We start from the raw sequence: 22,353 nt of genomic DNA, 5'->3' as shown, positions 1-22,353 counted from the left end.
GGAAAGAGCAGGGAGGGAGCGCCGGGAGCGTCGCCTTCATGGCGTCCGGTCCGTGCTGTACGCTCCGTGATGAGGAGCGTCTTTCTAAGACTCGATGGGACCGGAATGGGGCGCACGGGGGTGGCAGGTCGTCGCAGGGCGGGAACGAAGAAGGGCGCGCGGCGAACCGCGCGCCCTCCAGTGCTTCGGAGCTCCAGGCTCAGTTCAGCGGGATCGTGTAGCTGACGCCACCGACATGGCTGTCCGCCGCGTCGCCGAAGCGGCCGCGGTAGGCGATGGTGAGCTTGCCCGGTCCCATGTCCGCCTCGATACCGGCCTGGGCCAGCATCGAGCCGCCGAACGGATCCTCGACCTCGCGGTAGAGCACTTGGGCAGGATTGCCGGCAATGCCGACGCCGACCGCATCGCTGCTGTCGGCGAAGGTGTCGCGGTAGCCGCCTTCGATGAAGAAGGTGAAGCCGTTGCCGCCGCCTTCTGCTCGCAGCGAGACCTCGCCCGATGCCGACTGCAGGGTGCGATCCATGTAGCGATACTCTGCGGCCGTGCCGGTTTCCGAATAGCCATTGACGTCGGTCGACACCCAGCTGATCGCCGCGCGAGGCGACAGGGCGATGCCGCCCATGTCGAACCACATGCCGCCCTGGACCCGTGCGCCGAGGCTGCCGCCGTCGGTTTCGCCCGCATGGACGATCGGCGCCAGCGACGTCAGGCGTCGGATGTCGTCATACTGATCGATCGAGCCGCCGACGGCTGCGTTCAGGAACATGTCGCCGGATCGCATGCCCGCCCACATGTCGAACGCGTAGGTCTCGACGTCGAAGGTCATGGCGCCGGCCTCGACGTCGGCGGTGCGGAAGACGCCGGACAGGCCGAACCGGAAGCCATCGTTGACCACGTGATCGAGCGCGAGGCGACCGCCCCAGCCATTGGCCTCGGATGCCGCAACGGAGCCGCGAGCGTCCGTCTCGACGCTATCGACGATGGCGCCGAACGTCATGCGCGTTCCCGACTGCCAGGCGTCACGTCCGGCCATAGTTTCGGACGCCAGATCCAGCAGATCCTCGCGTTGGCGGAAGGCGGTCTCGCCCTGAACAGCCGACTGCGCGCCGATGTCCCCGTAATACAGATAATCGTTGGCGAGGCGCGCGATCAGGCGATGGCCAGCCGCCGTCGGATGCACGCCGTCCCAGTACAGATAGGTGTCGGGCGTGGCGCAAACCGTCACGCCGTTGAAGCAGGGCGCGGTGACGTTGGTCAGCCCGAAGCGTCCCGGACTCGACGCCAGCACGTCGCTGGTCTTGTACAGGTCCATAAGGATGATGTTCGTGCCCGGACGCGCCGCCGCCGTGGCGTTCAGGCCGGCGGCGAGCGCGCTGTTGAACGTGGTGCCCGAGAAGTCCGCCAGCGTCGAACCGGCGGCGCCGACAAGCGGGTTGTTCGGGGAGAACTGGGGCGTGATGCCAAGGCGCGGCAGGTTGGTGACCAGAATGGTCCCTGCCCCGGCGCCGGCGATCGAGTTGACGATGGTGTTGATGTCGGCGGCCGCGGCCGTGGCGACCGAGCCCATCACGCCCTGGGCCGTGGTGGGCGAGGCTGCTGCAGCGGGGAAGGCCTGGAAGATGTTGTTGGCGCCGCCCAGAACGCTGACGAGATCGCTGCGTCCGAAGGTCCCGCCTGCGCCCTGATAGGCGGCCAGCTGGGCACGCATGCCCGGAGGGCTGGCGGTGAAGTCGGTTCGGGCTCCGCCGAAGGCGTAGTTGACGCTGCCCGTTACGGGCGCACCGGCGGTGAAACGCCCGGCGTTGAAGCCCAGCAGTTCCGTGAACACCGGCCCGTTCGAGAATCGACCCTGGAAGTAGGGTGGCGAGAGCGGCTGGGCGCCGGCGGTGGCGGCGTACAGATTGCCGTTGTCGCTGAGGCTGTCGCCGAAGACGACGAGGCGGCTGTAGCTCTGGGCGCTGGCGGCCCCGGCAGTGGCCCCAAGGGCCGCGACGGCGAGCGCAGTGGCTGCGACGGTGCGCAGGAAACGAGACATTGGCGATCCTCCCTCGGTCGTCAAAACGCGACCGTTGGGGGCACTCTGCGCCCGTTTTGCGCGTGCGCAAGATGCCGTCGGGTAAGGATTCAGTACAGGCTTCGGAAACGAAGCGTGCCCGCAACACTCCTCAGCACCCGGAGCGCTTCCGGATCGTAGCCGCTCTCAACGTCGATGATGACGTAGCCGGTGCGTTCGTCCGTCTTCAGATGTTGTCCCAGGATGTTCAGGCCGGCGCCCGCGATGGCCCGGTTCAGATCGGCGAGGACGCCGGGCTGGTTGCGGTGGATGTGCAGCAGGCGGTGGGCGCCCGAGACCTCGGCTAGCTGAACGTTGGGAAGGTTCACGCAGAAGGTCGTGTCGCCGCGGTTCAGATAGGCCAGCAGGCGGTCGGCGGCGAATTCGCCGATGGCTTCCTGCGCTTCCTCGGTGGACCCGCCGATATGTGGCGTCAGGATGACGTTCTTCAGGCCGCGGAGCGGGCTGTCGAACGGATCGGCGTTGGTGGCAGGCTCATCGGGGAAGACATCAAGAGCCGCGCCGCCGATGCGGCCCGAGCCCAGCGCCTGGGCGAGCGCCCCGATGTCGACGATGTGGCCACGCGACAGGTTGAGCAGCAGGGCGCCGTCCTTCATGCGCGCCAGCTGTGCCGCGCCGAAGATGTTGGTGTTCTCGACCCGGCCGTCGACATGGAGGGTGACGACGTCGCTCTCGGCCAGCAGGGCGTCCAGCGAGGACATCCGGCGGGCGTTTCCGAGGGCCAGGCGCTCGGTCAGGTCGTGGAAGATGACCCGCATGCCCAGCGCCTCGGCCAGCACGGACAGCTGGCTGCCGATCGCGCCATAGCCGACGATGCCGAGGGTCTTGCCGCGCAGCTCGCGTGAGCCGGTCGCGGACTTGTTCCACTCGCCGCGATGCATGGCGGCGGACTTGTCGGACACGTCGCGCATCAGGGCGATGGTCAGGCCGACGGCCAGTTCCACCACCGAGCGAGTATTGGAGTAGGGGGCGTTGAAGACGGCCACGCCGCGGTCGGCGGCGGCGGCGAGGTCGATCTGGTTGGTGCCGATGCAGAAGGCGGCGACGGCCATCAGCTTGTCCGCGGCGTCCAGCACACGGTCGCTGACCTGGGTCTTGGAGCGGACGCCCAGAACGTGGACGCCCTTGATGCGCTCGATCAGTTCGTCCTCGCCGAGCGCGCCCTTGACCGTCTCGACCGTGTAGCCGGCTTCCTCGAGCCGATCGACGGCGGCTGGATGGACGTTCTCGAGCAGCAGGATGCGCATCCGGCTGCGCGGGTAGGACCAGCGCCCCGCCAGACCCTCGGCGTGGAGGAGTTCGTCGATGGAGGCGGCTTCGGCGTCGGCGGCGGAGACCACGGGCTCGCGACGGACGATCTCGGTGAAGGCGTAGAAGCGGTCGGCCGCGCCGGCCTGTTTGACCTCGGCGTCGTTCCAGCCGTCGCCGACCATGACCACCGGTCCGGTCAGGCCCAGGGCGCGGATGACCGCAGGCTTGCCGCCGGCCTCGGACAGGGGATTGGCCGGGTCAACGCCGGCGACGCGGCCCTCGGCGTCGTAGAGCAGGTCATTGGCCAGAACCCGATCCGGGGCGACGCCCAGTCGCTCGGCGACGGGGGCGATGATCTCGCGGAAGCCGCCTGACAGGATGACGATGCGGTCCGCGTGGGCGCGGAAGAAGGCGAGGTTCTTGCGGAGGGACGGCGTGCCCTCGTCGAGGATGCGGTCGGCCAAGGCCTGCACGTGGTCACGGGTCAGGGGCAGCAGGGCGAGACGGCGGCGCAGGGCCTCGCCGAAGGCGACCTCGCCGGCCATGGCCTGATCGGTAAGGCGGGCGATCTCGGCGCGGACCTCTGCCGCATCTGGCGATCCGGCCAGGGCGATGTCGGCCAGGGCCTCGAGCGTCTCGATCCGGACGAGGGTGGAATCGAAGTCGAAGATGTAGGTGGCCGCATCGTTCATACCGTGACCTTGGCCCACCTTCGCAGTTGCAGCAATCGAGTGATTTCCGGACTCCGGGAAAACGCGTGTGAGTCGTCCGGAAGTACGAAAAAGGCGTCGGCCGCATGAAAGCGACCGACGCCTGTCTAACGCCGTGATGCGTCAGAAACTGTCGTGTCAGAATTTGCCGAGGCTGCGCAGGCGGCTGTCGGGGCGACGGGCGTCGAGGGCTGCGGCGCCGACGGCGGCGGCGATGGTCGCCAAGGCGATCAGGGCCCCGCCTTCCCTGGCGTGGTCGCGGGCGTAGTCGCCGGCGTCACGGGCATATCGGCGCGCCTGCTTGCCGTGTTTCTTCAGAGCTTTACGCGACGACTTTCGCGTATCGCGGAACCAGCGGCGCGAGCGGTCGCGGGCGTCGTCGGTGAACTCGTGCGCGCGGTCACCGGCCTCTTCCAGACCGTGGCGGGCGGTCTCGACGATGTCGTCGAAACGGCCGCGCAGGGACTGGGTGTCGATCCAGTCGCGCGGGTCGATGCGGCTGCGGATGGCCTGCAACCGGGTCGGGCCGGTCCGCTGGTTCAGCAGCAGGGTGGCCAGACCGACGCCGGCCAGCACCGCGACGACGCCTGTGGCGATGCCGGGGTGTTTGCGGACTTCGGCGAGGGCGGAAAACTGTCGAACCATGGGATAGTGAACCTCTTCATCGAGGCCGTCCTCGGTCGGGTCGTACAGCCCGTCGTCATACGGCTCATAGGCGGAACGACGGTCCCGCATGAGCTTAGGAGCGAACCGCGCGAAAAGAGGTTCCGCCAGACCGGGCAGGGCCGCGTAGAAGCTGGCGATCAGACGCCCGCCGCCACCCACGGTGATCTCGCGGATCGGATGGCTGGCGCAGTACAGAATAGTGTCGGCCACCACATGGGTCGCATAGACCGGCTGGGGGTTCTGCACCGCCTGACCGGTCAAGTTGCGGGCGTGGCGGCTGTAGGGGCTGTCGACCGCAGACGGTTTGACCAGCGACAAAGTGATGGGCGCCTGCTCGCGGATCAGCTCCATGCGCAGGGCGTTGGTAAAGCCCTTCACCGCATGTTTGGACGCCGAATAGACCCCCTGAACCGGCACCGGGGCGTCGGACAGGGTGGAGCCGACATTGATGATCGCCCCGCCGTCGTAGCGTTTGCGAAGATGCTCCGCGGCGACGAGGGAGCCGTTCACAACGCCCCAGTAATTGGTCTCGAACAGGCGGCGCTGGTCCTCCAGCGTAGTCTCGCGGATCGGGCCGAAGATCGAGACGCCGGCATTGTTGATCCAGGTGTCGAAGCCGCCGAACAGGCGACGACATTTGTCGGCGGCCTCGGACAGGGCGTCGAAGTCGGCGACATCGGCGACGGCCCAGGCGGCGCGGGCTCCGGTGGCCTGCAGCTCCTCGCACAGGGCCCTCAGGTCGTTCTCACCACGGGCGATCAGGAAGACGCAGGCCCCGCGCTTCGCCGCCCGGCGCGCAACCGCCAGCCCGATCCCGGAGGTCGCGCCTGTGATGACGATCGACTGTTTGTTCAGGGGCTTGAGGTTGGCTCTGGTCATGGGAATCCGGGGTGCTTCGCGCCGCCCGGCCACTATCCTCGCCATTCCGGGGACGGGCAAGCCGGGCCGGAGAGGTCGGGGCCTTACCAAAGCCGTGGCGGACGCCTATCTAGCGGCGCTTCCGTATCATTGTCTTATCGAGGACCGCCCGTGACCGATCACGCGCAAGCCGCGCCCACGCCTTCCGACAACCTCGCCGCCGCCTTCCAGATCGAGGGCTGGCCGGTGCGGGGTCGTCTGGTGCGTCTGGGCGAGGCCATCGACAAAATCCTGTCCGCCCACGCCTATCCCGAGCCCGTCGCGGCCCTGTTGGGCGAGGCCTGCGTGCTGGCCGCCATCCTGGGCTCCAGCCTGAAGTTCGAGGGCCGTCTGCTGGTGCAGGCGCAGGGCGATGGGCCCGTGCGCTACGTCGTGGCCGACTACGGCACCGACGGGACGCTGCGCGGCTATTGCCGGTTCGATCCGGACGAGGTCGCGGCCGCGTCGGAAGGCTTCGCTCGCCCGGGCGCCAAGGCGCTGCTGGGGCAGGGCATGTTCGTCATGACGCTGGATCGGGGCGCGGACTTCGAGCGCACCCAAGGCATCACGCCGATCGAGGGTGAGAGCCTGTCGCTGGCGGCCGAGCACTATTTCCAGCAGTCCGAGCAGATCCCGACGCGGGTGCATCTGGCGGTCGGCGAGATCATGACCGACAGCGGCCGTAGCTGGCGCGCTGGCGGCGCCCTGATCCAGCTGATCGCCGGCGACGCCGCGCGAGGTTCGACGGAAGAGGCCTGGGATCGCAGCCGCGCGCTGTTCCAGACCCTGGCCGACGATGAACTGCTGGATCCGACCATCTCGCCGGAGACCCTGCTGTTCCGCCTGTTCCACGAGGACGGGGTGCGGCTGGAGGATGCGCGTCCGCTGACGGCCCAGTGCCGTTGCTCGAAGGATCGCATTGCAGCCGTGCTGGGTTCGTTCGACCCGGCCGAGCGCGCCGACATGGTCGAGGACGACGGCAAAATCCGGGTGACCTGCGAGTATTGCGCGACGGTCTACGCTATCGATCCGGAAGAGGCGGTCGCCGCAGCGGCGGCGGCCGACTAGGCTCCGCTGGACCGGACGAGGGCGCCGTCACCGATCACCAGGGTGGCGCCCTTGCCCGCCGTTCCGACCGCCTGAAGCATCCGCAGGTTCATCAGCTCGGGATTGTCCTTGAGCAGCCGGGCGGCGTTGGCCAGCGAGCGCAGGGCCGCGTGCTCTCCGCGCGCCCGCTCCAGCGTGGCCTGTCCCTCAAGCCGGGCGCGCTCGACCTCGGTCACGGCGCGACGCAGCTCGGGCGGCATGATGACGCCGGCCAACACCAGTCCGACGATCTTCGCCGGACCGACGAGGGGCTCGACCTCAAGGCGCAGCGGCTCTTCCGTCGCGGCCGTGCGGGTGAGGAGCTCGTCCAGAGTGTGCCGCGAGCCCAGCGCGATCAGCGACTGGCTGACCGAAAGGCGGACGGCCTCGGACGCCGGGTGGCTGAGCGAGGCCTGTATGTCCGTGATTTCATAGACGACGGTCGCCGACAGGCGGATGGGGAGGCGGTCGGAGGTGACGGCCTCGACTGGCCCGATCTGCATGTAAATCGGCCCCGTCTGTACGCGGTGAACGTACAGCTTGCGCCCGAGGCCGACGATCCGGTGCCGGCCGGGCGGCAGCATCCGCTCGAAGCCGTCGTCGACATACAGGACGCCCTGTTCCCACGGGCTGACGCGGATGGTGCGGAAGGAGGCCAAGGCGATCAGGACGGCGACACCGACGACGCTGGCGATAACGATGAGCACCATTCTATCTCCAGTCAGAAGTCCCGGCGCCACGGGGCCGGAGGCGGGGGCGCGTAGCCCGCAGGGCCTCCTGTCCGTTTGCCTCTCGGCGAGCGCCGGGAGCTTCCTTTTCTGTTCCGTGACAGGGAAACGCTCCCCTCATTGCGGCTGGCCGCGCCCCACTGGAGCGTCGCGCCTGAGGGAGGCGTTGGTGCGGGACTGACCGCAGGCCGAGGCTATGCGGGGCCGGTCCGGAGGTAAAGCCGGATCAGGGTGCGGGGCGTATCGGCGGCGAGGCGGTCGATGGACCCAGCGCCAGACGGCCGTCGTAGGCGCCGTCCCCGTCCGGTTCGAGGATCACGCCGAAGCGACCTTGATCCTCCACGCCACGCGAGACGTTCACCCCGCACTCTGACTGGCAGTTCCATTCCTCGCCGCCCTGCTGGGATACGCGCAAGGTCAGGACATCAGCGGAGGGGAGGTGGCCGGCGGCCGGGACGCCGACCTCGGGCCAGCGTGCGAACGCCGTCTTGCGGGCATGCAGGTTGCCGACGATGGCCAGAACCTTGGCGTCAGGGCGTTCGTGGATGGCGCTGGCGAGGGCATGGCCCATGTCGAGCTCGTACCAGGCCTGGCTGAAGCCTTGCGGGCGTGACCGGGTCGGCTGGAAGGCGTGGAAGGCGACGTCGCGGCCGGCGATACGCAGCTCTCGCACGGTGTTCAACATCGCCAGCATGGCCACGCTGCTACGTCCGTCGTTCATGCGCGGATTGAGGAAATGCGTGCCCTCCAGCGCTGCGAGCGCGGATGCCTCGTCGGGCGCGGCGAGGAAGGCGTCGAGTTGGGGCTGCATGACGACGGGAAGCTCCAGCGCCACCGTGACCGGGCCTTGCTCGCTGGCGGCGCAGACCATCTGCGCAAAGGCCGCCGGCGCCTCGGTGGTGCCGTGGGCCTTGCCAATGGCGATGTAGGATTTCGGCATTTCCAGCAGGGCGGCGAAGCCCTCCGGCGGAGCGCAGGCGGGCTGGGCGGCCAGAAGGCTGACCGTCGCGAGCAGTTCGAGCATCGTATTCCCCCGCTTACAGCGCCGCTCGACCGGCGCGTGTCGAACGCTCGCCGGTCAATATGGCGACGCTGTGGCTCAGACGACGAGGAAGATGGCGTTGCCGAAGTTGTGGAGCAGAACCGGCAAAAGGACGCTGCCCGTCTTCTCGCGCAGCCAGACCAGCAACAGCGCCGCACCGCCGGTGGTGGCCATCAGCAGGGGCTCGAAGGTGAAGCCACCGTCGTCGTAGCCCAGCGCATGGGTCAGGCCGAAGGCGACCGAGGTGACCAGCGCGCCCCAGCCCATCTGTGCGCCCAGCAGGCGGACGGGGCGGCCGAACGCCTCGTTGAACATCAGCAACAGGACGCCGCGGTAGAAGAGCTCCTCGTCCAGCCCCGGCATGGTCATCTGGAAGGCAAGTTCGTCGACGTCCAGCGGGGGCGTCGGGAAGTAGAGCGCCAGTCCGAGGAAGAGGGCGACGAGGGCGCCGGACAGGATCAGGGCCCCCGTCAGGCCCTTGCGGTCCTGCTTCAGCGTCAGACCCGCCTTCTTCCAGCCGATCATCGGCAGGCTGGCGACGATCAGGGACAGCAGGACGGCGAGGTTCTTGCCCTCCCAGTTCCAGCTGGACGGCCAGAAGCTGATCGGGATGTGGCCGTAGCCGCGTGTCAGCAGGGCGTCGTAGATCGCCATCAGGGCGAGCGCCGACAGCAGCCAGCCCCACTTCACCCGCCCCTTGCACGCGACGACGCAGACCAGCGCCGCCGCCGCCGTCAAACCCAGCCAGCCGGCCAGAACCATGATCGCATCCGGCATGTCGCCCTCCCGCTCCGTTCAGGACAGGAGGCGGCGAAGCGCGGCTGTGGATGCGGGCGAGAAGATGAAATCGCGGTAAGGCGGGCGTCAGTACGCCAGCGCCACGCCGTCCTTGCGCATCTCGGTGGCTGCGCCGTAGGTCCAGCGGCCGTCGGGGTTCTGTTGCATGACCACGTTCTGGTAGCCGCCGAAGCCGCCGTCGGGCGGGCCGAGGGTCCAGCCCATGGCTTCCAGCTGGCGCTTGCTGGCTTCGGGCACGCCGGATTCCAGATGCAGGCGGCCGACGCCCTCGGCGGCCTCGCCGGTGGGCTCGGACGAGCCATAGTGCTGCCAGCGCGGGGCGTCGCCGGCCTCCTGCGGATCCAGGCCGTAGTCGACCATGTTGATGATGATCTGGGCCTGACCCTGCGGCTGCATCCCGCCGCCCATGACGCCGAAGGCCATCCACGGATTGCCGTCCTTGACCGCGAAGCCGGGGATGATGGTGTGGAAGGGCCGTTTGCCCGGGGCGTAGACGTTCGGATGACCGTCGGTCAGGGCGAACAGCTCGCCGCGATCCTGGAACATGAAGCCCAAAGTGCCGCCATTTCCGTCGTCCGGCACCAGACCCGAGCCCATGCCGCGGTAGTTGGACTGGATCCAGCTGACCATCATGCCGTCCTTGTCGGCGACGCTGAAATAGGTGGTGTCGCCCTGGGTCGGGGCGTCGCCCGGGAAGGCGCGGTCCATGACGCGGTCGGGGCGGATCAGGCGGGCGCGCTCGGCGGCGTAGGCCTTGGAGTTCAGATACTCGACGGGAGTGCGGCTGAAGCGCTGGTCGGCGAACCACTTGGCCCGATCCTCGAAGGCCAGCCGCTTGGCCTCGGCCTGGTGGTGGATCGATGCGGCGGACTGGAAGCCCATGCCGCGCAGGTCGAACTGCTCGCAGATGTTCAGGATCTGGTTGGTCGACAGGCCCTGTGTGTTCGGACCGAGGCCATAGACGTCGACGCCGCGATAGTCGGTGCGGATCGGCTCGACCCATTCGGTGGAGTGGGCGGACAGGTCGGCCTTGTTCAGCCAGCCGCCGATGCGGCGGAAATAGCCGGCCATGGCGTCGGCCAGCGGGCCTTCATAGAAGGCGTCGCGGCCTTGTTCGGCGATCATGCGATAGGTGCGGCCGAGGTCCGGGTTGGCGAACATCTGGCCGACCTTCGGCGTCGCGCCGCCGGGCATGTAGACCCGCTTGCGGTTGTCGTTTTCCTCGATGATCGCAGACGATCGGTCGAAGTTCGCCATGTTGCGCTCGAGGTACCAGGCGATCACCTGCGGCACGGGCACGCCCTGCTCGCACAGCTCGGCGACCGGCAGCAGGACCTCGCGCCAAGGCAGCTTGCCGTAGCGCTGGTGCGCCGCCCACCAGGCGTCGACCGTGCCGGGGACGTTGACGGTGACCGCGCCGTAGGAGGGCAGCAGGCCGTTGGGTCGGGCCTTCGAGCGGGCGCTCTCCAGCGACAGGCCAAGCGGGCTGTTGCCCGAGCCATTGAAGCCGACGACCTTCCGCTGGGCCGGGTCCCACAGCATGCAGAAGGCGTCGCCGCCGATGCCGTTGGCGACGGGCTCGAGGAAGCCCAGCGCGGCGTTGATGGCGATGGCGGCGTCGATGGCGGAGCCGCCGCGCTTCAGCGTCTCGATGCCGATCAGGGTGGCGACCGGATGGGCCGAGGCCGCGGCGCCGTTGCCACCCCAGGCCGTCGAGCGGCCGACGAATTTCGGACCGGTGATGCGATCGCCGATGCCCACGCCCGGGAAACGCTCGGGCGGGCGGCCTTGGGCGGCAGCAGCGGGTTGCGGTGCGGGCGGCGGGGTCTGTGCGCCGGCCGCTCCGGCGCCGGCCAGAAGCGCTCCGGCGGGCAGGGTCGACAGGAAGGTACGGCGGCGCATGGGCGGACTCCCTCTGAACTGAGGGAAGGGACCGTAGCGGTTTCGGGGGCGCTGTGAAGCCGTCGGGGGACGGAGCATGCGGCATGGCGCCTCTGGTCGCGTCAGAAATGTCGTGACAGGCTCGCCCCAACGGCGCGCAACAGCGCCGAGGGGGACACGCTCATGGGTTCAGCCATCACCGTCATCGGCCTGCCGATCGCGCTGGGGATCATCATGTTCGGGCTGGGGCTCAGCCTGACGCCCGGCGACTTCGCCCGCATCGGACGGCGGCCCAAGGCGGTGGCGGTGGCCCTGGCTTGCCAGCTGATCCTGCTGCCGGTGGTCTGCTTCGGGCTGGTGCTGGCGTTCAACCTGCCGCCGGTGCTGGCGGTCGGCATGATGCTGCTGGCGGCCTCACCGGGCGGGACGACGGCCAATCTCTACAGCCATCTGTTCCGCGGCGACGTGGCCCTGAACATCAGCCTGACGGCGATCAACTCGGTCGTGGCCGTGATCACCCTGCCGATCGTGACCAATCTGGCGCTGGCCTACTTCAACCCCGGCGAGGGGCAGGTCGGGCTGCAACTGGCCAAGACGATCGAGGTATTCGTGATCGTGCTGGCTCCGGTGGGGCTGGGGATGCTGGTGCGAGGGCTGAAGCCGTCCTTCGCGGCGGCGATGGACAAGCCGGTGCGCATCGCCTCGGTGGTGATCCTGACGCTGGTCATCATCGGCGCGGTGTCGGCCCAGTTCGACGTCTTGATGGCCAATCTCGGCGCTCTGGCCGGGGTGGTCGTGACCTTCTGCGTGCTGAGCCTCGCGATCGGCTTCATCGTTCCGCGCCTGCTGAAGATCGATCGGCCGCAGTCGATCGCCAGCGCCTTCGAGGTCGGGCTGCACAACGCGACGCTGGCGATCGTGATCGCCCGGTCGGTGCTTCAGAATGCGGACATGTCCCTGCCGGCGGCGGTCTATGGCGTGCTGATGTTCCCGCTGGCGGCGGCATTCGGCATGCTGATCACGCGGGGCGCGCCGAAGACCCCGGAAGCCTCATCGTAAGGCTTTCATGACCAGTCCGCGGGCGGTGTCCATGACGCCGGGGCCGTGCAGCACGTCGCCGTGCGAGGGGACGATCACGGCGGGCGGGAAGCGGGTCAGGCCGGCCAGAAGCTGTGACAGCATCCGCTTCCTGTCATGGGCGGTGGTCATCATGGCGAGGTGGAAGACCCTCAAGCCCGGGCCGCTGCTGGTCAGGCGAAACAGCCAGCGCATCAGCAGGGGCCCGGTGAGCCTTGGTATATTGGTCAGCAGGTCCGAGGCGAACCAGACCGCCCCCTGCCGCCTGCGGACGACGGTCCAGGTCTCGCCGATGCGCGAGGCGGGCATTTCGGTGACGATGATGGTGTCGCCCAGCAACGGCGTCAGTCCGGCGAGTGGTTCGAACCGTGGCGCGTTCGAGGTCTGCTTTCGGATGCGGTGCGCGGCATCGGCCGAGGCGAAGACGCGGGCGCGGGGAAAGCGGGCCTTCCACTCCTCCAGTCCCTTCCAGTGCATGCCGTTGTTGGCCAGCAGCGCGCCGACCTGGCCGTAGCGGCCGATCTCCCGGATCGCCGCCTCGGGCATGTCGCAGCCGGGGCTGATGACCAGCAGCTGGCCGTTGGCCATCCTCGCGATGAAGCAGTTGGCCGTCGCCTCGCCGTCGAACCGGTAGGGGTGTACCAGAATGCAGGCGTCGTCGTCGATCACCTGCCAGCCGCTGGCGGTCGTGCGCATGGAGAGCGTCCCGGTACGCGGACAACGCGCCGCCGGGAGCCACAGTGATCAGCGTCGGGCGCGGCTGTTCGTTCGACGGCGCCGGTTAGGCGCTTCGGTCGGTAGCCGGTCGCTGCAGAAGGGGCGTTGGTCGCCCGCGGGATCAGCCGCCCAGATCGAGCGAGTAGCCGGCCGAGCGGACGGTGCGGATCGGGTTGACCGTGCCGTCGACGTTCAGGGCCTTGCGCAGGCGGCCGACGTGGACGTCCACCGTGCGGGCCTCGACATAGACGTCCGAGCCCCAGACGGCGTCCAGCAGCTGTTCGCGGCTGAAGACCCGGCCCGGGTGCTGCATGAAGTGATCCAGCAGGCGGAACTCGGTCGGCCCGAGGTGGATCTCGTTGCCGGCGCGGCGCACGCGGTGCGCGACACGGTCGATGACGATGTCGCCGTGGCTGATGCGGTCGTCGGCCAGACCCGGACGGATGCGGCGCAGCACCGCGCGGATGCGGGCCGTCAGCTCGGTCATCGAGAAGGGCTTGGTCAGATAGTCGTCCGCGCCGGTGTCGAGGCCGCGCACGCGGTCGGTTTCCTCGCCGCGCGCGGTCAGCATGATGATCGGCAGATTGCGGGTCTCGGGCCGGCCACGGATGCGGCGGCAGACCTCGATGCCGGACAGCTTGGGCAGCATCCAGTCCAGCAGGACGAGGTCGGGCAGACGCTCGTCGATCTGGATCATGCCTTCCTCGCCATCCGAGGCGACGACGACCTTGTAGCCCTCTTTTTCGAGGTTGTAGGACAGCAGCGTCGCCAGCGCGTCCTCGTCTTCCATCACCAGAACATAGGGCTGCACGTCAGGGCTCTCCGGTCAGGCTCAGGCCGAGGGGACGTCGGTTTCGGAATCCGGGTTCCAGCGCGGGCGTTCGCCCGTGAACTCGGTGCCGGTGATCTCGTAGTGAATGGTCTCGGCGATGTTGGTCGCGTGGTCGCCGATGCGCTCAAGGTTCTTGGCCATGAACAGCAGATGGGTGCAGGCGCTGATCGTGCGCGGGTCGCCCATCATGTAGGTCAGCAGCTCGCGGAACAGGGCGTTGTAGTGCTCGTCCACCTCGTCGTCCGTGTTCCAGACGGCGATGGCGCGGTCGACCTCGCCCACGGCGTAGGCATCCAGAACGTCGCGCAGGCGCATCGACACCAGCCGGCCCATGCGCTCGATCGAGCGGGTCAGCGGCTGCATCGGCTCGCCTTCGGCGAGGATCAGCGCGCGCTTGGCGATGTTCTTGGCCAAGTCGCCGGTGCGCTCCAGATCCACCGCCAGCTTCATGGCGGCGAGGGTGCGGCGCAGGTCGGAGGCGACCGGCTGGCGCAGGGCGATCAGGCGGATGGCCTTCTTCTCGATCTCGCGGTGCATGCCGTCGAGACGGCCATCGCGTTCCACGACAGCCTTTGCGAGGGCCACGTCGCGACGGGCGACGGACTCGACGGCGTCGGCGACCTGGGCTTCGGCCAAACCGCCCATGCGGGCGACCTCGGCGGTCAGCTGGTTCAGCTCGTCCCCATAGGCCTTGACGGTGTGCTGGTTCATCAGCCGAAGCGCCCCGTGATGTAGTCGAGGGTGCGCCGCTCGCGGGGATTCGTGAAGATTTCCTCGGTGTCGCCGGTCTCGACCAGACGACCCAGGTGGAAGAAGGCGGTGCGCTGCGAGACGCGGGCGGCCTGGGCCATCGAGTGGGTGACGATGACGATGCAGTAGCGCTCGCGCAGCTCGTCGATCAGTTCCTCGATCTTGGCGGTGGCGATCGGGTCCAGGGCCGAGCAGGGCTCGTCCATCAGGATGACTTCAGGCTCGACCGCGATGGCGCGGGCGATGACCAGGCGTTGCTGCTGGCCACCCGACAGGCCGGTGCCCGGAGAGTGCAGCCGGTCGGCGACCTCGTCCCACAGGCCGGCGCGCTTCAGCGAGATCTCGACCACGCCGTCGAGCTCGCTCTTCGAGGAGGCGAGGCCGTGGATGCGCGGGCCGTAGGCGACGTTCTCATAGATCGTTTTGGGGAAGGGGTTCGGCTTCTGGAACACCATGCCGACGCGGGCGCGCAGCAGCACCGGATCGACCGACCTGGCGTTGATGTCCTCGCCGTCCATCTCGATCCGACCGGTGACCTTGGCGTGCGAGATGGTGTCGTTCATGCGGTTCATCGTCCGCAGGAAGGTCGACTTGCCGCAGCCCGATGGGCCGATCAGGGCGGTGACGGTCTTGTCGGGGATGTCCAGCGAGACATCGTACAGCGCCTGCTTGCCGCCGTAGAAGACGGAGACGTCGCGCGCGGCGATCTTGGTCGGGCCGACGGGCGCCGAGCCGTGGGTCACGGTCGGGGCGGCCACGACCGGAGCGTCGGCCGTCGGGGCTGCGCCGTTGTCGCCCTCGGGAGCGCGGAAAATCCTTGAGAACATGGGAGTTACCACCGGCGTTCGAAGCGCCGGCGCAGCAGGATGGCGGCGGCGTTCATGACGATCATGAAGGCGAGCAGGACCAGGATCGCAGCGGCGGTCCGCTCGTGGAAGGCGCGTTCGGACGCGTTCTCCCAGATGTAGACGAGCGAGGGCAGGGCGCCCGCGGGCTCGACGAGGCTGTGGGGCAGGCCCGGCACGAAGCTGACCATGCCGATCAGCAGCAGCGGAGCGGTCTCGCCCAAGGCGTGAGCCATGGAGATGATGGCGCCGGTCATGACGCCCGGCATGGCCAGCGGCAGGGTGTGCTGGAAGACGGTCTGGGTCTTCGAGGCGCCCATGGCCAGGGCGGCCTCGCGGATCGAGGGCGGCACGGCCTTCAGCGACGAGCGCGTGGCGATGATGATGGTCGGCAGGGCCATCAGGGCCAGCACCAGACCTCCGACCAGCGGGCTGGCGCGCGGCAGGTGCATCCAGTTGATGAACAGGGCCAGACCCAGCAGGCCGTAGATGATCGACGGCACGGCGGCGAGGTTGTTGATGTTGACCTCGATGATGTCCGTGATCCGGTTCTTCGGAGCGAACTCCTCAAGGTACAGGGCCGCGCCGACGCCCAGCGGAATGGCGATCAGGGCGGTGACCAGCAGCATCATGGCCGAGCCGATGACGGCGCCCAGCACGCCGGCCAGCTCCGGCTCGGTCGAGTCGCCGCGCTGGAACAGGCCGGCATTGAAGTGGGCCGAGACCTGACCGGCGGTCTTCATGTCGTCGAGCCAGGTGAGCTGCTCATCGCTCAGGCGGCGCTGATCCGAGGGCGTGTCGCGCTTGATCTTGCCCTTGAAGTACAGGTCGGCGTCGTCCGAGACCGGGGCGGCGATGGTCACCGTCTGGCCGATTAGCGACGGCTGGCGCTGGACCCGTTCGGCGGCGACGAACTTCAGCTCTGACGAGAACAGGCGGCGCATTGCCGAAGCCTTCGTGCCCTGCTCATCATCGACGATGTTCATGCGGCGCAGCTGTTGCTCGGCGACCAGCTGCTCGAAGTTGGTGCCCTGCGGGTAGGCGGCGTTCACGCGGGCCGGGTCCATGTAGACCGGCACGGTGACGGTGTTCGTATAGAATGCCGTGTGGCCCTGATCGATGATCCGGCCCAGCAGCAGCAGCAGGAAGCCGACCGCGATGCCGATGGCCAGGAGGCCGTACAGGCGGAAGCGGGTCTCGCGCGCATAGCGACGCTTCAGGCCTGAACGCAGGCGATCCACGCGGGCGGCGTCGGCGACGGGGGTGTCGTGGGCCGTATCAGTCATACTGCTGCCGATAGGTCTGGACGATGCGCTGGGCGACGATGTTCAGCAGCAGGGTGACCAGGAACAGGGTCAGGCCCAGGCCGAAGGCCGAGAGCGTCTTGGGGCTGTTGAACTCCTGGTCGCCGGTCAGCAGAGTGACGATCTGCACGGTCACCGTGGTCACCGTCTCGAGCGGGTTCAGGGTCAGGCGGGCGGCCAGGCCGGCAGCCATGGTCACGATCATGGTCTCGCCGATGGCGCGCGAGACGGCCAGCAACATGGCGCCGGCGACGCCGGGCAGGGCGGCGGGCAGCAGCACGCGGGTCACGGTCTCGGACTTGGTCGCGCCCATGGCGTAGGAGCCGTCGCGCAGCGACTGGGGCACGGCGTTGATGATGTCGTCCGAAAGGGAGCTGACGAAGGGGATCAGCATGATGCCCATCACGCCGCCGGCGACGAGGGCCATCTGGTTCTGGACCAGCATCAGATACTGGCCGAGGCCGTCCAGCGGACCGCCGACGAACCAGCTGCCGATGGTGTTGAAGAAGACCCGCATAGCCGGGCCGACGGTCAGGGCGGCGAAGAAGCCGTAGACGACGGTGGGGACGCCGGCGAGGATCTCGAGGATCGGCTTGACCGTCGCGCGGAAGGTCGGGCCGGCGTACTCCGACAGATAGATGGCCGAGAACAGGCCGATCGGCGCCGCCACCGTCATGGCGATGATCATGATCAGGAAAGTGCCGGCGAACAGCGGCAGGGCCCCGAAGGCGCCCGAGGAACCGACCTGGTCGGCGCGTATGGCGGTCTGCGGGCTCCACTGGGTGCCGAACAGGAATTCGGTGATCGGTACGGAGCTGAAGAAGCGCGTCGAGTCGTAGACCAGCGAGGCGATGATGCCGACGGTGGTCAGGACGGCGACGGCCGAGCAGAAGAACAGGACGCCGACGATCCAGCCCTCGACGCGGTTGCGGGCGCGCAGGCCCGGGCGGATCTGGCTGAAGACGAACAGGGCGCCGAGGACGGCGGCCAGCGCGGCGGCGACGATGCCGCCGAGGCTGAGCATCATGTCGATCCTTGCGGCGCGGCGGCCTTCGGACGGCAGGAGCTCGGCGTAGGGGGCGGCCCAGATCTGGACGGCCGGGCGACCCGCGCCGACGGCGTTGGCATCAGAGTAGAAGGCCTGGCGACGGAAGGGCTCGAGCTGCTGCACCGCTTCGGGCGCGCCGGAGGCCATCAGCTGGTGTTGGACCGGGCCGGAGAAGATCGAGGCGGCGAACAGAACCACGAGCGCCGGCACCGCGGTCCAGATCAGGGCATAGGCGCCGTGCTGGTTCGGACGCGAATGGGCGCGCTCACCCGCGGAACGACGGCGCGCCAGAGCGCGCGCGGCGAACCACGCGCCCACGGCGGCGGCGAGCAGGATCGGCAGGAAAAGCCAGGTCATCGCGATCCGGGAAGGGAGCCGGGAGGGAATCGGGACGGGTCCGGTCACCCGGTTCGCCCCGGCGCGGAAACTGCCCCGGAATGGTCTTCGGATTAAGACGGCTGCGTGACAGTTCTGTTACGGCGTCGGGCGCGCCGTCTTCCCGCCGTCACCAGTCTGTCGCGGACCGCTCTGACACAGCGGGAAATAGGCGGTGAAGGTCGCGCCCTGGCCCGGGGCGCTTTCAACGGTCAGACCGCCGCGATGGCGGTTCACGATATGCTTCACGATGGCCAGGCCGAGACCTGTTCCGGAACGTTCCCCGCTCTTCTGACCTTCCACGCGATAGAAGCGCTCGGTCAGGCGGGGCAGGTGCTCGCGCGCCATGCCCGGGCCGTGGTCGCGGACGATCAGGGCGGCGTAGCGCTGGCCGGGCTCACGATCGGGGGTGACCAGCGGCAGGCGGGTGACGCCCCCCTCGCGCGCGCCGCCGGACCATGGCGCCGATGCGGCGTCCACACCGACCTCGGGCTGGATGACGATCTCGACCGAATCTCCGGAGGGCGAATATTTGATCGCGTTGTCGACGAGGTTCTGGATGACCTGGATGATCTCGTCCCGGTCGCCGTTGATCGGAGCGGACAGGTCGCGGCCGTCGAGGCGCACCTTCACGTCGCGCTCGGCGGACAGGATGCTGACGGCGTCCATGACATCGACAGTCGCGCGGGCCAGATCGACGCGGCCGGACGGCGGGATATGCTCGTTCAGCTCGATGCGGCTGAGGGACAGCAGGTCGGCGACCAGACGGCTCATGCGGTCGGCCTGGATTGACATGATGTCGAGGAAGCGGTCGCGGGCCTTTTCGTCGTCGCGGGCGTGGCCCTTGAGCGTCTCGATGAAGCCGGCGAGCGAGGCCAAGGGGGTCTTCAGCTCGTGACTGGCGTTGGCGAGGAAGTCGACGCGCATCAACTCCATACGACGCACGTCGGTCTCGTCGCGGAGCACCAGCAAGGCCAGCGGCCGGTCGGCGCGCGAGGGCAGCGGACGGGTCAGCGCGCGCCAGTGACGGGTCTGGGCGCCGACGCCGGAATAGTCCGTGGTGCGGGCGATGCTGCCGAACAGGGCTTCGTCCAGGGCCTCCAGCACCGAGGGTTCGCGAAGGGCCGAGACCAGCAAGGCGCCCTCGCGCTGGATGCGGAAGAGGTCACGGGCGGCGGCGTTGGCCAGCACGATCCGGCGGCCCGCGATATCGTCCGCCTCGCCGCCCGAGACGACGATGACGGGATCGGCAAGCGCCTCGAAGGCGCTGTCCAGCAGGGCATGGTCGATGGCGTTGACCGGCTCGGCCGCCGTTTCCTTGAGGACAGAAGCTGGCCGACTCGCCGGGCGTCGACGGTTCACGGCCCAGGTCGCGAGTGACACCGCTGCGGCCGTTGTCAGCAGGACAGGGGCCAACTCCCAATGCAGAACCGACAGCGTGACCAGCACCGCCACTGAAACGCCTGCGCTGGCGCCCGCGGTCCACAGACGGGACGCGGCGGGCGGCGCGACGGGGGAGGGGGTCATATCGAGGGGCATGCACGCGTCCGGCGAGTTCGACTCGGCTCTCTCATGACAATGGCACGGATATCATGACAAATGATCCATATCCGTCATCGCGGGTTGTCAAACGTCCTTTACATCGCTTACCGTCCACACAAGCGGAAGTTTTAGTGGAGGGCATATGACGGCGGCATTGACGCTGGAGGGTGTGAGCAAGCGGTACGGCGAGTTCCAGGCCGTGCGCGATCTCAGCTTCCAGGTTCAGAAGGGCGCGATTTGCGGCTTTCTGGGACCGAACGGGGCGGGCAAGACCTCGACCATCCGGATGATCCTGGGCCTGCAGCCGGCGACGGCGGGGCGGATCGAGATCCTCGGCGCCGACGACGGACGCAAGGTGCGCGACCGCATCGGCTTCCTCCCGGAAGAGCGCGGTCTCTACAAGAAGATGACGCCGGTCGATGCGATCGCCTTCTTCGGTGCGCTGAAGGGCGTGCCCCTCAATGAGGGCCGCAAGCGGGCGAAGGAAATGCTGGAGGCCCAGGGCCTCGGCGGCTCCAGCCGCAAGAAGATGAAGGAGCTGTCCAAGGGTATGGCCCAGAAGGTCCAGCTGATCGCCTCGGTCGTGCATCGGCCGGAGTTCGTGATTCTGGACGAGCCGTTCTCGGGGCTGGACCCGGTGAACCAGCAGGGACTGGAGAAGATGATCCGCGGTCTGGCCGCGGACGGGGCCACGGTTCTGTTCTCGACCCACGTCATGCAGCACGCCGAGCGCCTTTGCGACCGGGTGGTGCTGCTGGCGCGCGGACAGAAGGCGTTCGAGGGCACGGTCGAGGAGGCGCGTTCGACCTCTCGCCGGTTCCTCGAACTGGAAGGCGCGATCTCGCCCGACCAGGTCGCAAGCCTGCCGGGCGTCAGCGAGGTGGAGATCGTCTCCGACCACGGTGACGGCGTGCGCGTGCTCAAGGCGGCGATGGGGCAGGGCGGTCGCGGGCAGGAGGCCCTGAAGGCCGCTTTCCTCGGCGGACTGGACGTTCGCCGCTTCGACCTGCGCGAACCCAGCCTGCATGACGCCTTCATCGATCTGACGGGCGTGCGTCCCGATGTCGACCAGTCCGTGAAACCGACCGGTCAGGAGGCCGCCCGATGAACCGCACCTTCCTGATCGCGCGCCGCGAGTACGGCGCCTATGCCAAGACGGTCGGCTTCTGGCTGTCCCTGCTGGCCTTCCCGTTGTTCGCCGTGCTGGGCGGCGCGGTGCCGCTTCTGATTCGCTCGTCCGAGCCTGTGCGCGCGGTGGCCATCATCGAGGAGGGGCCGCAGGCCGTGGGCCTCGCCGCTTCGATCCAGGACGCCCTGCGCCGTGACGCCGACCGGCGTCAGGAACGCGAGCGTCAGGTCGCCGAGGCGGCCGAGAAATCGACCGGCGTGCCGGCCGCTGCGGGCGGCGGCGCCACCAAGGGCGCGTTCGCGTCCCTGTCGCGTCCGCGCCTGCGGATCGTCGAGACGCCGGCGGATATCGCCAGCGCCGCACCCGGCGACGCGCAGGACGAGGCCGTCCGCCGTTGGCTGGGGGACGACACGCCCAAGGATCAACGTCTGGACGCCGTCGTCTTCCTGACGCGCGATGCCGGGGGACCGGCCGCCCGCGTCTGGGCGGCGCGCGCGACGGACGACACGGTTGAGGACTTCGTTCGCGACGCCCTGCGGGCTGCCAACCGCAAGACGGTCTTCGAAGGCGCCGGGATCAATCCGTCGGTGGTCGAGACGACCGAGCAGTTCCGGCCGAACATCGCGGTCTTCTCGCCGCGTTCGCAAAGCGGGGGCGAAGTGTCGTTTCGCGACAAGCTGCCGACCCTGATGGGTATGATCGGCGGGTTCCTTCTGTGGTCCCTGATCATTACCGGCGCCTCCATCCTTCTGAACAGCGTCATGGAGGAGAAGTCGAACAAGATCCTGGAGGTGCTGCTGTCCTCCGCCTCGCCCATGGAAATCCTTACGGGCAAGGTGCTGGGCGTGGCCATGCTGACGCTGACGGTGCTGATCGGTTGGGGTTCGATCGGCGCGGCAGGCCTGATCACGGCGGCGCCCGAGCAGGCTGGTATGGTCGGCGACATCCTGCTGAGTGGCGGGATGCTGGGCTGGTTCGTGGCCTTCATGGTCGGCGGCTACATGATGTACGCGGTGTTGTTCGCGGCCATCGGCGCCTTCTGCGAGACGCCGCGGGACGCCCAGACCCTGATGGGACCGATCATGATGATCCTGATCATCCCGATGATGACCATGTCGATGGCGATGAGCACGCCGGACGCGCCGGTCATCCGCATCCTGTCGCTGATCCCCTTCTTCACGCCCTTCATCATGATGGCGCGTCTGCCGTCCGATCCGCCGATGATCGAGCTGATCGGCGCGATGGGCGGGATGTTCGCCTTCGCCCTGTTCATGATGTGGCTGTCGGGCCGCGCGTTCCGTGCGGGCGCCCTGTCGGACGTGAAGCTGAGCTGGAAGAGCTTCGCCGGCGCGATCCGCGGCGGGGGGAACTAGGTCTGTGGCCCCTCTGCCGTCGGTCGGACGGTGGAGGGGCTTCGGCCTACCAGGGCCAGCGGGTGAAGCCCTCGCTGAAACAGTAGACGACCGGGATCGACACCACGCAGATGGCTGAGACCGCCAGAACCGCGCCGCCGATAACGAACAGGGCCTTCAGGGTCATGTCTTTCATGGCGCAATCTTCACGCGATGACTGCGATCTTGGCAATCGGAGATCGTGTCGCA

19 protein-coding genes are annotated in these 22,353 nt (G+C 68.4%); 4 read left to right on the top strand and 15 right to left on the bottom strand.

Features of this window, described 5'->3' with window-relative positions:
- Window positions 1-199: 199 nt before the first annotated feature.
- From ABDZ95_RS12475 to ABDZ95_RS12460, 3 genes are all read right to left on the bottom strand, one after another.
- Entirely contained in the window at window positions 200-2,035 is a 1,836-nt protein-coding gene (locus tag ABDZ95_RS12475) for an autotransporter domain-containing protein (RefSeq protein WP_343794209.1), read from the bottom strand.
- Between the two features lie 89 nt (window positions 2,036-2,124).
- The gene (gene serA, locus ABDZ95_RS15345) at window positions 2,125-4,017 is read right to left on the bottom strand and encodes a phosphoglycerate dehydrogenase (protein ID WP_425542989.1); all 1,893 of its coding nucleotides are present in this window, start codon (window positions 4,015-4,017) and stop codon (window positions 2,125-2,127) included.
- A 156-nt stretch (window positions 4,018-4,173) separates the two neighbouring features.
- The gene (locus ABDZ95_RS12460) at window positions 4,174-5,580 is read right to left on the bottom strand and encodes an SDR family oxidoreductase (RefSeq protein ID WP_343794207.1); all 1,407 of its coding nucleotides are present in this window, start codon (window positions 5,578-5,580) and stop codon (window positions 4,174-4,176) included.
- A gap of 150 nt (window positions 5,581-5,730) precedes the next feature.
- On the opposite strand from ABDZ95_RS12460, the gene ABDZ95_RS12455 reads away from it, so the two are divergent.
- Complete coding sequence (locus ABDZ95_RS12455) at window positions 5,731-6,666, top strand: Hsp33 family molecular chaperone (protein ID WP_343794205.1); 936 nt, start codon at window positions 5,731-5,733, stop codon at window positions 6,664-6,666.
- Here ABDZ95_RS12455 and ABDZ95_RS12450 read toward each other — a convergent pair.
- The 4 genes from ABDZ95_RS12450 to ABDZ95_RS12435 form a co-directional block, all read right to left on the bottom strand.
- Window positions 6,663-7,394, bottom strand: coding sequence for an SPFH domain-containing protein (locus ABDZ95_RS12450; protein ID WP_343794203.1), 732 nt, complete (start codon window positions 7,392-7,394; stop codon window positions 6,663-6,665). The genes ABDZ95_RS12455 and ABDZ95_RS12450 overlap by 4 nt on opposite strands.
- 244 nt (window positions 7,395-7,638) lie before the next feature.
- Entirely contained in the window at window positions 7,639-8,436 is a 798-nt protein-coding gene (locus tag ABDZ95_RS12445) for a hypothetical protein (RefSeq protein ID WP_343794201.1), read from the bottom strand.
- Window positions 8,437-8,511: 75 nt separating this feature from the next.
- The gene (locus tag ABDZ95_RS12440; protein ID WP_343794199.1) at window positions 8,512-9,231 is read right to left on the bottom strand and encodes a CPBP family intramembrane glutamic endopeptidase, BDIM_20840 family; all 720 of its coding nucleotides are present in this window, start codon (window positions 9,229-9,231) and stop codon (window positions 8,512-8,514) included.
- 87 nt (window positions 9,232-9,318) lie between these two features.
- Complete coding sequence (locus tag ABDZ95_RS12435; protein WP_343794197.1) at window positions 9,319-11,154, bottom strand: gamma-glutamyltransferase family protein; 1,836 nt, start codon at window positions 11,152-11,154, stop codon at window positions 9,319-9,321.
- Between the two features lie 162 nt (window positions 11,155-11,316).
- On the opposite strand from ABDZ95_RS12435, the gene ABDZ95_RS12430 reads away from it, so the two are divergent.
- Window positions 11,317-12,192, top strand: a complete 876-nt coding sequence (locus tag ABDZ95_RS12430) for a bile acid:sodium symporter family protein (RefSeq protein ID WP_343794195.1) — start codon at window positions 11,317-11,319, stop codon at window positions 12,190-12,192.
- Here ABDZ95_RS12430 and ABDZ95_RS12425 read toward each other — a convergent pair.
- The 7 genes from ABDZ95_RS12425 to ABDZ95_RS12395 form a co-directional block, all read right to left on the bottom strand.
- On the bottom strand, window positions 12,184-12,906 hold the full coding sequence (locus ABDZ95_RS12425; protein ID WP_343794193.1) for an MBL fold metallo-hydrolase: 723 nt from the start codon (window positions 12,904-12,906) through the stop codon (window positions 12,184-12,186). The genes ABDZ95_RS12430 and ABDZ95_RS12425 overlap by 9 nt on opposite strands.
- A 142-nt stretch (window positions 12,907-13,048) precedes the next feature.
- Window positions 13,049-13,738 carry a phosphate regulon transcriptional regulator PhoB gene (gene phoB, locus ABDZ95_RS12420; RefSeq protein ID WP_343794191.1) on the bottom strand — a complete coding sequence of 230 codons (690 nt, stop codon included), beginning with the start codon at window positions 13,736-13,738 and terminating at the stop codon, window positions 13,049-13,051.
- A gap of 21 nt (window positions 13,739-13,759) precedes the next feature.
- Window positions 13,760-14,470 (bottom strand): phosphate signaling complex protein PhoU, encoded by a 711-nt coding sequence (gene phoU / locus ABDZ95_RS12415; protein WP_343794189.1) that lies wholly within the window; start codon window positions 14,468-14,470, stop codon window positions 13,760-13,762.
- On the bottom strand, window positions 14,470-15,336 hold the full coding sequence (gene pstB / locus ABDZ95_RS12410) for a phosphate ABC transporter ATP-binding protein PstB (RefSeq protein ID WP_343794187.1): 867 nt from the start codon (window positions 15,334-15,336) through the stop codon (window positions 14,470-14,472). The genes phoU and pstB overlap by 1 nt, the downstream gene beginning before the upstream one ends.
- A gap of 5 nt (window positions 15,337-15,341) precedes the next feature.
- Window positions 15,342-16,640, bottom strand: coding sequence for a phosphate ABC transporter permease PstA (pstA, locus tag ABDZ95_RS12405; protein WP_343794185.1), 1,299 nt, complete (start codon window positions 16,638-16,640; stop codon window positions 15,342-15,344).
- A complete protein-coding gene (pstC, locus tag ABDZ95_RS12400) occupies window positions 16,633-18,063 on the bottom strand; it encodes a phosphate ABC transporter permease subunit PstC (RefSeq protein ID WP_343794183.1) in 1,431 nt (476 codons plus the stop codon). The genes pstA and pstC overlap by 8 nt, the downstream gene beginning before the upstream one ends.
- 117 nt (window positions 18,064-18,180) lie before the next feature.
- Window positions 18,181-19,620, bottom strand: a complete 1,440-nt coding sequence (locus ABDZ95_RS12395; protein WP_343794181.1) for a sensor histidine kinase — start codon at window positions 19,618-19,620, stop codon at window positions 18,181-18,183.
- A 145-nt stretch (window positions 19,621-19,765) separates the two neighbouring features.
- Between ABDZ95_RS12395 and ABDZ95_RS12390 the strand changes: the two genes are divergently transcribed.
- Entirely contained in the window at window positions 19,766-20,731 is a 966-nt protein-coding gene (locus tag ABDZ95_RS12390) for an ABC transporter ATP-binding protein (RefSeq protein WP_343794179.1), read from the top strand.
- Window positions 20,728-22,125, top strand: coding sequence for an ABC transporter permease (locus ABDZ95_RS12385; RefSeq protein WP_343794177.1), 1,398 nt, complete (start codon window positions 20,728-20,730; stop codon window positions 22,123-22,125). The genes ABDZ95_RS12390 and ABDZ95_RS12385 overlap by 4 nt, the downstream gene beginning before the upstream one ends.
- Window positions 22,126-22,171: 46 nt before the next feature.
- Here ABDZ95_RS12385 and ABDZ95_RS12380 read toward each other — a convergent pair whose 3' ends face one another.
- Complete coding sequence (locus ABDZ95_RS12380) at window positions 22,172-22,300, bottom strand: hypothetical protein (protein WP_343794175.1); 129 nt, start codon at window positions 22,298-22,300, stop codon at window positions 22,172-22,174.
- Between the last annotated feature and the right edge of the window lie 53 nt (window positions 22,301-22,353).

The organism is Brevundimonas kwangchunensis (assembly GCF_039523815.1).
GTDB lineage: Bacteria > Pseudomonadota > Alphaproteobacteria > Caulobacterales > Caulobacteraceae > Brevundimonas > Brevundimonas kwangchunensis.
Note: the sequence above shows the minus strand (reverse complement) of the source record. Positions and strands in the feature narration are given on the sequence as shown.